Annotated in this window: 6 protein-coding genes; 5 read left to right on the plus strand and 1 reads right to left on the minus strand. The window is 38.1% G+C overall.

Translation table 11 applies throughout. From position 1 onward, the window contains the following. The first annotated feature begins 39 nt into the window (after positions 1-39). From GIY83_RS06005 to GIY83_RS06020, 4 genes are all read left to right on the plus strand, one after another. Entirely contained in the window at positions 40-3,933 is a 3,894-nt protein-coding gene (locus tag GIY83_RS06005) for a family 16 glycosylhydrolase (protein WP_229029231.1), read from the plus strand. Between the two features lie 120 nt (positions 3,934-4,053). Further along, positions 4,054-6,726 (plus strand): beta-1,3-glucanase family protein, encoded by a 2,673-nt coding sequence (locus tag GIY83_RS06010; RefSeq protein WP_208685674.1) that lies wholly within the window; start codon positions 4,054-4,056, stop codon positions 6,724-6,726. 196 nt (positions 6,727-6,922) lie between these two features. Continuing rightward, positions 6,923-8,545: a glycosyl hydrolase family 18 protein gene (locus tag GIY83_RS06015; protein WP_208685676.1), complete on the plus strand. Its 1,623-nt coding sequence runs from the start codon at positions 6,923-6,925 to the stop codon at positions 8,543-8,545. A gap of 130 nt (positions 8,546-8,675) precedes the next feature. After that, on the plus strand, positions 8,676-11,552 hold the full coding sequence (locus tag GIY83_RS06020; RefSeq protein WP_229029232.1) for an RICIN domain-containing protein: 2,877 nt from the start codon (positions 8,676-8,678) through the stop codon (positions 11,550-11,552). A 91-nt stretch (positions 11,553-11,643) separates the two neighbouring features. On the opposite strand, the gene GIY83_RS06025 is transcribed toward GIY83_RS06020, so the two are convergent. Next, a complete protein-coding gene (locus tag GIY83_RS06025) occupies positions 11,644-12,018 on the minus strand; it encodes a YdeI family protein (RefSeq protein ID WP_208685678.1) in 375 nt (124 codons plus the stop codon). A gap of 338 nt (positions 12,019-12,356) precedes the next feature. Between GIY83_RS06025 and GIY83_RS06030 the strand changes: the two genes are divergently transcribed. Further along, positions 12,357-14,300: a metallophosphoesterase gene (locus GIY83_RS06030; protein ID WP_208685680.1), complete on the plus strand. Its 1,944-nt coding sequence runs from the start codon at positions 12,357-12,359 to the stop codon at positions 14,298-14,300. The last annotated feature ends 37 nt before the right edge of the window (positions 14,301-14,337 follow it).

A 14,337-nucleotide genomic window follows, 5' to 3' on the forward strand; every position in this document is an offset into this window, starting at 1 on the left:
CCACCGAAAAGCAATTACAATGTATTAAAAAGGTGTTTAATGTTACTGGTTCTGGCATTATTTCCACTTTTAAAAGTTCACTCACAATGCAACACTTTAATTTGGTCAGATGAATTTAACGGGACAACGGTAGATGCGACCAAATGGCAAAGTATTTCCGGAAACGGCTGTCCATCGCTTTGCGGTTTCGGAAATGCCGAAGCCCAACGTTACGATCCTGGTCAGGCAACCATTGTCAAGGAAGGAACAAACAGTTATTTGAACATTCAGGCAAAATACGAACCCAATGCGGCATTTCCCTCGCAGCCGTATTCTTCGGCCAAACTCACAACAGAAGGTAAATATGCCATCAAATACGGAAGAATCGAAGCCCGTATGAAATTATCTAACGCAATGGGCGCGTGGCCGGCTTTCTGGATGTTACCGGCAGGAACTTCAAACTGGCCTTTTACTGGTGAAATTGATATTATGGAAGCCAAACACAGAAACCCAAAATCTGTAGACGGAACGCTTCATTATGACGCAGGCGGTTATCATTATACCGGAAGAAGTTATTCTTCAACAACTGATTTATCTAACGAATTTCACGTTTATGCCGTAGAATGGGGACCAAACATTATCAAATGGTTTATAGACGATACTTTATTTCATACCGCAACACCTAATACGACTGTAAATGGCGGATGGCCTTTTAATGATCAACAGTTTTATATTATTTTAAATCTGGCTGTTGGTAGCGGCGGAACGCCTTATACAAGTGTAAACGGAGTAGGTGTAGAGCCAATTCCGGCTGACTTTCCGGCAAAACTCCAGGTAGATTATGTTCGTGTTTACAGCGGTAGTTTTACCTATGGCGTTTTAGGCGATGCAAAAGTGTATCATAACGAAACAGGTAAAACCTATTCTATCAATGCTATTGCGGGAGCGACTTATAACTGGACCGTTCCGGCAGGAGCATCCATTACTTCAGGGCAAGGAACAAATACAATCACTGTGAATTGGGGAACTACTGGCGGAGACGTTTCTGTAGCCACTAGCGTTTCAGGATGTGCTGGAAATACTTATAAATTGGCCGTGGTTACCGAAGTGCCTTTACCGGTAGAGAGAATCTACGAAGATTTTCAATCGAATCGAAATGTTGTTTATGGACTTAAAACAGGAGTTCTTACAGAAGCTGTTGCAAATCCATCGGCTACAGGAATCAACACATCGGCTTTGGTGGGGAAATATGTTCGTAACGCTTCTGAATTATACGATGTTTTAAATATCAAAAATGTAACGATCAGCAATGCGAATGATTATGTGTATGGCAGAAAAAAACTTTCTTTTGATATCTATACCTCGGCGCCTGTTGGTACAAAAATTTCGATGCAACTCGAAAATAGTCTGGTAACCACAGCCACGAATTTCCCATCAGGAAGACACAGCGGTTACAAAGCCACAACTACGGTTCAGAACAAATGGGAAACCATTGAATTTGAATTCGAAAAAGTAATCGATGCCAATACAAGTGCTTTAACAATTAATAATGTAGTATTTCTTTTTGAATCCAATTCGAATACCGCAACGACGTATTATATTGATAATTTGCTTACAAGAGCTGCTCTGGAAAAACCAATTATTGCTACAGATGTTTTACAAAACTATGATGGTATCAGTAAAATAATTAAAGGAACGACAACCGGAGTATATTCTGTTGTGGCAAATCCGGGAGTAAATGCGGTTAACTCTTCTGCAAATGTGGCGAAATATGTTCGAAATATTACAGAACAATACGATGTGCTTTTCTTTAATACGCAAGGCAATATCGAAGATGCAGGTTTACTAAAAAATCAGACCAATAAAATCATGATCGATGTGTATACTACCGCGCCAATTGGTACAGTGGTCAGTCTGAATTTAGAGAATAGCGCAACGTCGCTTCCTGCTAATTTCCCCACGGGAAGAAATAGTAATTATGTAGCGATTACAACCAAACAAAATCAATGGGAAACCCTGACTTTCTACTACAATTCAAGTCCGGATCCCGGAACATCCAATCTGGCGGTAAACCAAATGGTGATACTAGCCAATTCAGGTTCTTTTACAAACGACACGTATTATTTTGATAATATCAGAATTGGTTCAACCAAATTACCGGACACTTTTACGCCCGGAGTAGTTTATGAAGATTACCAAACAGTGCACAATATCACGTTTAGAGATGCCATTGGAACCTATACAGCAAACACGCCAAATCCAAGCGTAAGTGGAATCAATACCTCTACAAACGTTGGAAAATATGTTAGAAAATCCACAGAGTTGTACGATAACTTTTCTTTCAATACCACTTTAAATAATATTGGAGATTTTAAAAGCGGAACCAAGAAATTTGCTATGGATGTGTATACTTCTGCGCCGGTTGGATCAGTAATTTCATGGCAGGCAGAAAGCAGCGCATCGGTTCCTTCCAATTATCCTGTTGGCAGACATAGTATTTATCAGGGTGTTGTAAAACAAACCAATACCTGGCATACCATTACCTTTACTTATGCGAGCGCTCCGGATGCATCGACATTGGATACTGAAGTAAATCGTTTTGTGTTCTTATTTGAACCGGGAACGAACTCAGGAAATACCTATTATTTTGATAATATCAGAGCAGTAAATTTAGTGGGAACAGAAAATCCTCCGGCAACTTTACCAGCGCCTTGGATAAGTTCAGATTTAGGAGATGTAACTCCAGCCGGAGAAGCCACTCATGCCAGCGGAACTTTCACCATAAAAGGATCGGGAACTGATATTTGGGAATCGAGCGATCAATTTCAGTTTGTAAACCAATCCATTACAGGCGATGCTGAAATTATTGCCAAAGTAAATTCATTAACCAATACCAACACTTACGCAAAAGCAGGAGTAATGTTCCGTGAAACTTTGACGCCAAGTTCTAAACACGCTATGACCGATATTACGGCCGCAGCAGGAGTAGAATTTCTATCCAGGGATACTGTTTCGGGAATCACAACAGCTCAGACAGCTACAGGAACGGCTCCAAAATGGCTTCGTGTAACAAGAGCAGGAAATGTATTTACATCTTATACCTCAGATAATGGTTCAACCTGGACACAATTGGGTACGCCAAGAACAATTGCTATGGCCAATACCATTTATGTGGGAATGGCGGTAACTTCTCACGCGAACGCAACTTTGGCAACAGGAGTTTTTAGTGATGTTATTGTTCGCAATAGTACGCCTCCTACTAACAATGTCAATTTGGCTTTAGCCAAAACTACTTTAGCTTCTTCAGAAGAAAACGCAACTTATTCTTCGGCGAAAGCCACAGATGGAGACACAGGAACAAGATGGGCAAGTAGTTTTGTCAATGCAAGTGAATGGATTTATGTTGATTTAGGAAGTAATTACAACATCAATCGTGTAGTATTAAAATGGGAAGCCGCTTTTGCAACTCAGTATAAAGTACAAATTTCGACCGATAATGTTTTCACCGAAAATGAAACTATAAATACACAAACGGCAAGCGATGGTGCAACTGATGATTTGACGGTGAGTGGAACCGGAAGATACATTAGAGTTTTATGCACGGCGAAAGCTTTGGCTCCATACGGATATTCTTTATTCGAAATCGAAGCTTATGGATCTGCTTCTACTGCCAGAAAAGCTGCGGTTGTAACTCAAGAAACTCATGCAAGAAGTACTGCATTTGCGGTATATCCTAATCCGGCAAGCAATTATATTGAGCTGGCAATACCTGGAGAATTAAACAACAAAGTGGTAACGATTTATGATGATTCAGGAACCTTGCTAATAGAGAAAAAATTGAATGCTGATGCTCAGGAAGACCTGATCGATGTGAGTAAACTTAGAAAGGGAATTTACATTGTGAACTTTAAATCCGATCAAAAAAGCTGGTCAAAAAAACTGATCAAGCAATAATCTAAAACCCGGTTGGGTGTAATGATCCTTAATAGTTACACCCAACTTTTATACCTATTAATTTTCTCATTCTTACTAATGAATTAAAAACAAGTTTATTAACCCAAAAAAAATTAAACAATGAGAAATTTTAAATTACAAAAAAGGTTTTTTACCGCATTGCTTCTGGCATTGCTATGCAATTTTATGTACGGGCAGGGCCCAATTCCCTTTACGATAAGTAATACGTCAACATTTAATGACAACGAATTGTACGTCGCCATAGTGGGTATTGATTACAATACCGGAAATCACGTTTGGGTCAACGCCAAAACGAGTCAGGTTTTGCCTATGAGCGCTTCTTACAATACCGTTACAGGACCTACAATTGGTGGGAATACCGGACCGGGACAAAACTCAAAATATGCCAATTGTTTTACCAAATTAAGCGAAATCCCAAACAAGACTTTTACGCTGCCTCAAATTGCAGGTTGCAGGGTTTTTATTGCCAAAGGACAACAATTGTATTTCTACTTTTTTGGTGCAAACGGAGCTCCTTCGGGATATACCTCGCCAAATCCGTTAAATGCTACTGACCCGAATCAGGGCATTTTATATGAAATTATCGAATTAACGAACAATCAATATGGTTTCTTTGGAAATCCATCCAGAGTCGATTCGTATAAATACCCAATGGGATTAGAATTATTCGGTGCTAATGGATATCAGAAAAGAGTGGGTGAATTAAAAAAACACGCCGATATTGTGGCGGCTTTCAAAGCCAATGTACCATCAGAATTTCAAGGTTGTGTAAATGATGTAACGGGCGAAATTACGGCGCCATCAAAAACTCCCGCCTTCGCCGATGGAACCGGAGGAACTTCTGTAGGGGCTCAGGCGAATTATCTAAAATCTTATATTGATGCCATTTGGAACAAATATAAAAATGAAGATTTAATTTTTTATGCAGGTGATGCCGGAGTTTTTAAAGGAAGAGTGATTGGAGAACAACTTGAAGTTGTGGGACAATCAGGAGGTTTTGTGGGAAGAACAGGAAGAGTTCAAAGCCGACCTTCGACTCAGGAAGCCCTTGAAGGAAAAGGCGTTCTGGACAGAAGATTGGTCGACGGAGATCTAGATCTTGTGGTTCAGGCGCAATTAACGGCTGCCATTAACCGTCATGTGGTAAATGTGACGACGCCAAATCCTGGGCAACAAAACTGGTACGATGCTTCGAAATTCTATCAGGTAAACCCAACGAATCATTATTCTAAATTCTGGCATTTACCGGGAATAAGTGTTGATAATCTGGCGTACGGATTTGCTTATGATGATGTGGCTGATCAGTCTCCATCGCTTCATACCACACAACCTACTAAAGTGATTGCTACGTTTGGCGGATATGCTGGATCAACACCTTTGGTTCCCTCTACAACTGATGTTATTACAGTATATAAAGATTGTAACTATACCGGATTTTCCGGCGGATTGACCATTGGAGATTATAATCTGGCGCGTTTGAATACTGTAGGGGTTTTAAACGATGATATTTCTTCGCTTAAAGTGGCTCAGGGTTTTCAGGCGATTTTATATCAGGATGATAATTTTACAGGAGCTTCAACTGTAATTAATTCTGATAATGCTTGTTTGAATACCACATGGAATGATAAAGTAACTTCGATTAGAATTCTGGCAAACGGAGCAACTACTTTGAATAATCAGACCTTTTATCTTCAAAACAGAAACAGCAATTTATACATGGACGTCTGGAATGCGAATCTATCCAATGGTGCAGCTATCAATCAGGGAGCTTTGAATTCAGGTAACAATCAGAAATTTACCTTCACGCATTTAGGCGACGGATTGTACAAAATTATAGCCAATCATAGCGGTCAATCTCTGGATGTAAATAATTTTAATAAAGCCAATGGTGCCAAAGTAGAGCAATATCCATACAATGCAACAACTAACCAACAGTTTGTATTGGTTGCAACAGGCGACGGATTTTACAAAATTGTAGCCAGACATAGCGGCAGAATCGTTGAGGTTGCAGGAGCAAGTACCGCTTCTGGCGCTGTAGTACAACAATGGGACAATAACAATCAAACATGCGGACAATGGAAATTGGTTCCGGCAACGACTTCTCAAAGTTCTATTTTAATTCAGGCCGAAGATTATTCTGCCATGAGCGGCATTCAGGTAGAAGCTACTACCGATACCGCAGGAGGATCAAATGTTGGTTATACAGAAACGGGCGACTGGTTGGCCTATAACAGTATTAATTTTCCAACGACTGGTTCTTATCTAATCGAATATCGTGTTGCAAGTGCTGTTAACGGGGGTAGATTATCGTCTGATTTAAACGGAGGAACCATTGTCTTAGGCAATGTTGATATTCCAAACACAGGAGGATGGCAAACCTGGCAAACGGTAGCTCAAACGGTAAATGTAAATGCAGGAACGTACAATTTTGGAATCTATATTCAGAATACGGGACTCAATATCAACTGGATTAAAATTACAAAAGTGGGTACGGGATCAACGGCTAAAACGGCTCAGGCTCCACTGGTTGAAGAAGAAGATGTTGAAACAGCTTTGAACATATATCCAAGCCCGGTTGAAAACACACTTTACATCACTACAGATGTCAGTGGAGGAAATGTAAGCATTGTAGATTCTCAGACAGGAACTGTATTTTCAGGACGAAAAGTCAATAATAACAGTTTAGATGTTTCGTATTTACGACGCGGAATTTATTTGATAGTATTTGAAAAAGACGGCCAAAAAACGGTGAAACGTTTTATCAAAAAATAATTTAATGAAGTAAAAGACTCAAGATGATAAATTCCAAATTCTAACTATGACTTTACTTCTCGAAGCCTGGTAAATAGGAAATACGAAGTTTGAAAAAACTAGATTTTGGAACTTAAAACAAATTGGAATTTATTATTTCGAGTCTTTTCTTTTTTTCAATTAATTACCATTTTTATTAACCTTTAAACAAAAACCTATGAAAAACAATTACAAAAGAATGCCACTAAAATGGATCCTTATTTTAGTATTGGGAGTTTTCAATTTGTCTATGGCCCAGAAGAAAGTTATCGCTTATATCCCCAATTGGGTAGACCTGAATGCCTTTTCGAGCAGCGTTCAGTACAGTAAACTGACCCATATTAATATTGCTTTCGAAAATCCTGATGCCAATGGATATCTGTCTTTTAATTCAGGAAGTAACACCATAATTAATGCAGCACATGCACAAAACGTAAAAGTTTTTGTTTCTCTTGGAGGAGGATCAGTTTCTGAAGGAGGTGCCATTCGTGATAACTATTTCAATTTGATTAAAGCTGCCAACAGAACAGCTTTTATCCAAAAAATTTATGACTATGTTGTGGCTCACAATTTTGATGGTGTCGATATGGATTTAGAAGGTCCGGCCATTAATAGCGATTATGGAGGATTTGTCATAGCACTTGCGGCAAAATTGCATGCTAATGGAAAGCTAATTTCGGCAGCGCTCTCAGAAGGATATGGTGGTGCAAATGTACCTGCATCTACTTTTGCAGCTTTTGACTGGATTAATATCATGGCGTATGATGCAACAGGACCTTGGCAACCGGGAAACCCTGGACAACATTCTCCCTATAGTATGGCCGTAAACCAATTTAATTACTGGACAGGAAGAGGTTTACCGGCAAGCAAAGCCATTATTGGACTTCCATTTTATGGGTATGGTTTTGGAGCTTCTGCCAATCAGGGAATCTCTTATGCTAATATTGTAGCGCAATATCCGGGAGCAGAAAATCTGGATCAGGTAGGGAACACGATTTATTATAACGGTATTCCAACCATTAAAGCCAAAACAACATTCGCGATTCAGAATGCGGGCGGAGTTATGATTTGGGAATTGTCTCAGGATGCGACTGGTGCTAAATCATTATTGACAGCCGTAAATCAGGTTATTACAGGGAGTAATCCTCCAGGAACAGGAACTTTAATACAAGCAGAAAGCTATTCTTCAATGAGCGGTATTCAGACAGAAGCCACTACAGATGCGGGCGGAGGCCTTAATGTTGGTTACGCAGATACAGGCGACTGGATGGCATATTCGAATGTTAATTTCCCAACTTCAGGAAATTATGTAATCGAATATAGAGTGGCAAGTGCCATAACCGGTGCCAGAATATCATCTGATTTAAATGCAGGTACAATCCAGTTAGGTAATGTAAATATTCCTAATACAGGAGGATGGCAAAACTGGCAAACGGTATCTCAAACGGTCAATGTAAATGCCGGAACGTACAATTTCGGGATATTTATACAAAGTTCTGGTGTCAATATCAATTGGTTGAGAATCACCAAATCAGCTTCAGCTTTAGCAGCAAAATCTGCATCTTCAGAAGAGTTTGTCGCTTTAAATGTATATCCAACTTCTGTTGATAGTACACTTTCTATTACTCAGGATGTAAGCAATGCCAATGTGAGTATTATCGATTCTCAAACCGGCGCTGTTGTTTCAGGGTCAAAAGTAAATAACAATAGTATAGATGTTTCTCTTTTAAAATCAGGTATTTATTTGATTGTTTTTGAAAAAGAAGGCACACAAACCGTAAGACGTTTCATTAAAAAATAGTTTTAAGCGCAAGGTTGGCAAAGAAAATACGCAAAGTTCGAAAAGCCTATACTTAGCGAACCTTGCGTATAACCTTGCGCTTTGCGGTTAATATTTTAGCAAATTGTAACCTCAAATCCCCAAATTTTATATGAAAAACAATTACAAATTTCGATTAAGCCTACTCTTGTTTATCGCGTTTGGAAGTTTTGCAATTGCACAGACTTCGTTAGGTTCGAGCAAAACTTTTATGAATAAACTAAAGAAAGAATTGGTCAGTTCTGCAACTTCAAAGAGTACCGAAAAAACAGTTTTACTTCAAATAGACAACTCAAAAAACTTTAATGGAAAAATAAATTATAAAGAATCAAATATTTCAAGTGAATTTTTGATTGGAGAAATCAGCAATGTTGCAGAATCTTCTTTTTATATCAAAGTGAGGGACAAATCGCTGGAAGGTCATATTATTTTAAAGAAGACAAAAGAAGCCTACAAATATTATTCAGATGCTCAGGGAAATGCTTTTGTTTCGAAAGTTGATATCAATACTTTGCTTTGTATTGATTATAAAAATGTTCCTGAAAACACGAATAGAACAACCAGTAAAGTAGCCGTTGCAATTGCTCCGGCGTTACTGAATTTGCAAAGTTTGCCAGGCGCAGCAGGTTGTATATTATTAGATTTCGACGGTTATAATATGCCGGCAGGAAATCTTTGGAATAACGGAAAAGCCATAAATGCCTTACCATCAGGAATGAGTGATGCAGATGTACAACAACATTGGGAAGTAGTATCTGAAGATTACAGACCATTTAATCTGAATGTTACAACGAGTGAAGCCGTTTATAATTTGTATCCAAGAAACAGAAGAATGCGTGTGGTGGTAACTCCAACCAATACTGCAGCCCCGGGGGCGGGAGGCGTTGCATATATTGGTTCCTTCAATTGGGACAATGATGTACCTTGTTGGGTATTTATTACTTCGGGTAAATCTGGTGGAGATGCCTCTGCGCATGAAGTAGGACATACTTTTGATCTGGGTCATGACGGACGAACCAATCCTGCAGAAGACTATTTCGTAGGAATAAATAATACTTCATGGGCTCCTATTATGGGAGCGGGTTATTACAGACCAGTTGTACAATGGAGTAAAGGCGAATATGATTTTGCCAATAACAAACAGGATGATGTAGCGAGTATTGCTGGCTCTAAATTTGGGGTAGGCTACAGAGGCGATGATTACGGAAATACCACAGCTTCGGCAGCTACTTTAGATTATAACGCAAGTGGAGCTATTAATCAAAAAAGCGGTATCATTTCAAGTGAAGCCGATTATGATTTCTTCTCATTTACAACTGGTGGAGGAAATGTTTCGATCAACGCTAATACGGTTGGAAGAGACGGAAATCTTCATCTTTTAATTCGTTTGTATAATTCGGCAGGAGCCGAAATGGGAACCTATTGGAACTCTGATCCTTTTGCTTTAAATGCTTCTATGAATGTCAATTTACCAGCGGGTAAATACTTTATTGATGTTGATGGTACAGGAGCAGGAAATGCAGGTTATGGCGGTTATTCGGCTTATGGTTCTATCGGAAGTTATTCCATTACAGGAACAATTCCCCCGGGAGGAAATATAAGTGCGTCGACAGATGTGATTACCGTTTATAAAGATTGTAATTATACTGGATTTTCAGGCGGTTTAACCATTGGAGATTATAATATGGCACGTTTGAATTCATTGGGTGTTTTAAATGATGATATTTCTTCGCTTAAAATCACGCAGGGATTTCAGGCAATTTTGTATCAGGATGATAATTTCACAGGAGCCTCCACGGTAATCAATTCTGATAATTCTTGTTTGAATGCGGCCTGGAATGATAAAGTAACTTCTATTAGAATTCTTGCCAACGGAGTTACCACTTTAGGAAATCAAACTTTCTTTTTACAAAATAGAAACAGTGGCTTGAATATGGATGTTTGGAGTGAGAGTTTATCCAACGGAGCAAATATTGCGCAGGGAACACCAAATTCTGGAAACAATCAAAAATATACCTTCACACATTTAGGTGACGGATTGTATAAAATCATCGCCAATCATAGCGGACAATCTCTTGATGTAAATGGTTTTAATAAAGCTAATGGAGCCAATGTAGAGCAATATCCATATAACGGAACCACCAATCAACAGTTTGTTTTAGTTGCCACTGGTGATGGATTTTATAAAATAATTGCCAGACATAGTGGGCGCGTTGTTGAGGTTGCGGGAGCAAGTACTGCAAATGGTGCCAATGTACAGCAATGGGACAATAACAATCAGACTTGCGCAGAATGGAGATTAATTGCAACAACAGCATCACAAAGTTCGACTTTAATTCAGGCTGAAGATTATGCTGCAATGAGCGGAATTCAAACTGAAACGACCACAGATTCAGGCGGAGGTTTAAACGTTGCTTATACAGATACCGGAGATTGGCTGGCGTATAACAATATCAATTTCCCAACTAGTGGTTCTTATTTAATAGAATACAGAATTGCAAGTGCTGTATCAGGCGCCAGAATATCATCTGATTTAAACGCAGGAACGACTATTTTAGGTAATGTTGATATTCCAAATACAGCAGGATGGCAAAACTGGCAAACCGTTACGCAAACGGTAAAGGTAAATGCCGGAACTTATAATTTTGGAATCTACATTCAGGTTAGTGCTGTAAATATCAACTGGATCAAAATTACCAGAATTGTTGCTGAGGGCATAATTGCTGAATCTTCATCGATTCTTACGGAAGAAAAAGAAGATACCATTGCATTAAATGTATATCCAAATCCGGTAGCCAATACGCTTTTCTTTACAAGAGATGTAACAGGAGCAACCGTTTCAATTGTTGACTCTCAAAACGGAATTTTGGTTAAGACCCAGCAAATCCAGGATAATAATATCGATGTTTCAGGTTTAAACAGAGGTGTTTATTTGATTGTTTTTCAGAAAGAGGGTCAACAAATCGTGAGGCGTTTTTTAAAGAAATAATATTGTTAGTTATGTTTATTTGAACCTTTGTCAAACTTGTAGACTTTGAGAAAGGTTAATACAATCTTGTCAGAAATGGCAAGATTGTTTTTTATACAGGTTCCCATTTCCCATTTTCCTTCGCAATATCAATAAGTTTTTGTCCGTGTTCGGTCATTAAACCCTGCTCAATCATTCTTTGGGCACGATCTCTGTTAGGTTGGCTCCATTTACTTTTCTTTGGATTTCTGGGCGTGAAGGTGAGATAAAAACTTTCGACATCTCGTTTTTTACACAAACTATCAATCCATCCAAAACATAAAGCTTCTTCGGTTGCTTCAACAAGATTAATGCTTTCTACTTTGCTTTTTTTATGATATAAAATCAACCAGACAGATTTCTCTGTTTGATTATTTTCTTGTAACCAATCTCGCCATTCTTTTCTGGTCTTGGCATAAATGGCTTGTTTTTCATCTTTTGTTTCCATGATTGATCTGAATTGAAAATGATTATAAATTTAATAAAAAAAAATAACCACAAGGCACACAGGGTTTTACGCCAAGTTCGCAAGGGTTATTTTTTAATCGAGTAAGGTCGAAAAGAAAATAAAAACTTTGCGCCTTCGCGACTTTGCCAGCAATTACTAGCCAGCTTCAAAAAAAACTTTGCGAACTTGGCGTATATCTTAGCCCACCTCGCGCTTAAATCAACATCACGGCAAAGCACTAATAATTATCATTCCGTAACAATACGATAAAGGTATTTCGAGTTTTAATTCCTAAAATTGCAAATCTTTTTATAACCTCATTTGCAAAAGCCTAACCCATGATTTTAAAATTTACTACCTACTATAAAAATTACCTTGCTTTTCTGTTCTTTATTTTATTAAATACCACAATTTCAGCACAAAAAACAAAGAATCTGGAAGGCGTTCAGGTTGCTTTTTTATCCGATGTTCATTTACAGGATCTGTACGGAACATTTTCTGATAATGATTATAAAGGCATTCTGAATACGAAAAACGGAAAATATACGTTAATGAGAACAATGGCGTCTCAGCTGCATTCGACCCGAATTTTCAATGAAAATTATTTTGCTTTTATAGCCGCTTTAGAAGATATTGCAAAAAGAAAGATAAAATATGTGGCACTTCCGGGAGATTACACAGATGACGGTCAGCCAATTCACGTAAGAGGCTTAGAGAAAATTTTAGATCAGTACAGAAAAAAATACAATATAGAGTTCTTCATTACTACTGGAAATCACGATCCTGTTGGACCTTTTGCACAGGAATCCGGCAAAGAAGATTTTTTAGGTAGAGAAGGAAAAAGCCAACCCATTTATAGCAAAGAAGGCCTGTATAAGCCAAACTTAACGATCGAACAGCCTGTTGTTATTACCGCCGATATTGCTAAAATGGGTTATTTGGGAATTACTGAGAATTTGAAAAACTTTGGTTTTTATCCCAATAAAAAATATAAGTTCTGGGCGACACCTTTTTCTGGGTATACATCTCAGAATTATAGCTTCGAAAAAGCATCTCAAGCTGCTTTATTATCCAATAGAGTGTATAATGTTTCCTCTGGATTTGAAGTTCCGGATGTAAGTTATCTCGTTGAGCCTCTCGACGGACTTTGGTTAATGGCAATTGATGGGAATGTTTATATTCCAAAAAATAATGACGCAGATCCTAAAGATTCTAAAAACTATTCAGAAGCAAGTACGGGTTACAACAATGTACTTTCCAACAAAAAACACCTGATAAAATGGGTCGAAGAAATTTCAGAGCAAGCCAAACTACAAGGCAAAACTTTGATTGCTTTTAGTCATTTTCCGATGATTGATTTTAATGATGACGCTTCGGTGGAAATAAAAGAGTTGCTTGGGCCAAATAAATGGCAACTCAACCGCGTTCCGGTTGAGGAAGTAGCGCAGGTTTTTGCTGATGTTGGATTGAAGATTCACTTTGGCGGGCATATGCATATCAATGATACAGGAATCAGAACCACAGCAAAAGGAAATACTTTGGTGAATATTCAGACGCCATCCTTGGCGGCATATATACCGGCATACAAATTATTAACGATCAAAAAAGACAATCTTCTCGATATTCAAACCATTACAATTGATGAAGTTTCAGGATACAACGAGCTTTTTGATTTGTATAAAATGGAGTATCAATTCTTAGAAAGTCAAAACACAAAAGATATTTGGAATATTGATATACTAAAAACTAAAAACTACCATGATTTTACCGATTTTCATCTAAAGGAATTGGTTCGTTTGCGTTTTCTGAAAGACGATTGGCCAGAATCTTTCAAGAATTTCATACTGAATGTTTCAGGAGAAGATTTATTGGTTTTAGCCAATATTCAGTCGGATAAAGATTTTGATGTAATTCTGAAAAATAAAGAAAACTTTAAAAAAGAATGGGCAGAAGCGCAAAGTATTGCTGAGAAAATTTTAGCTCAAAACAATCTCAAAAAACAAGATTTCAATTGGACAGGTTATGATTTGTTGGTCGATTTTTACCGTTTCAGAAGCGCCGATGAACTAGCTTTAGTAGATGTTGGAATTGCCAGAGCCAAACAATATAAAGTATTGTCTCAGCTGTTTTTCGAAAATCATAAAGAAGATGCATCAAAAGAAAAATTATTGCAAAACCAAATGCGATTGTTCTTGATTATATTTAATAAATTCATGCATGAAGTTCCTGCGGATCATTTTAGTGTTGATTTGAAGAGTGGAAAAATTAAAAGTTTGAATTGATAAATGGCACGCGGATCATACGGATTTGCTTTGGTCA

This window comes from Flavobacterium sp. SLB02, from assembly GCF_009664855.1.
Taxonomy (GTDB): Bacteria; Bacteroidota; Bacteroidia; order Flavobacteriales; family Flavobacteriaceae; genus Flavobacterium.

Coding starts and splice junctions, on each gene's coding strand:
- GIY83_RS06005 (WP_229029231.1), top strand. CDS start 40: ATGTTACTGGTTCTGGCATTATTTCCACTTTTAAAAGTTCACTCACAA.
- GIY83_RS06010 (WP_208685674.1), top strand. CDS start 4,054: ATGAGAAATTTTAAATTACAAAAAAGGTTTTTTACCGCATTGCTTCTG.
- GIY83_RS06015 (WP_208685676.1), top strand. CDS start 6,923: ATGAAAAACAATTACAAAAGAATGCCACTAAAATGGATCCTTATTTTA.
- GIY83_RS06020 (WP_229029232.1), top strand. CDS start 8,676: ATGAAAAACAATTACAAATTTCGATTAAGCCTACTCTTGTTTATCGCG.
- GIY83_RS06025 (WP_208685678.1), bottom strand. CDS start 12,018: ATGGAAACAAAAGATGAAAAACAAGCCATTTATGCCAAGACCAGAAAA.
- GIY83_RS06030 (WP_208685680.1), top strand. CDS start 12,357: ATGATTTTAAAATTTACTACCTACTATAAAAATTACCTTGCTTTTCTG.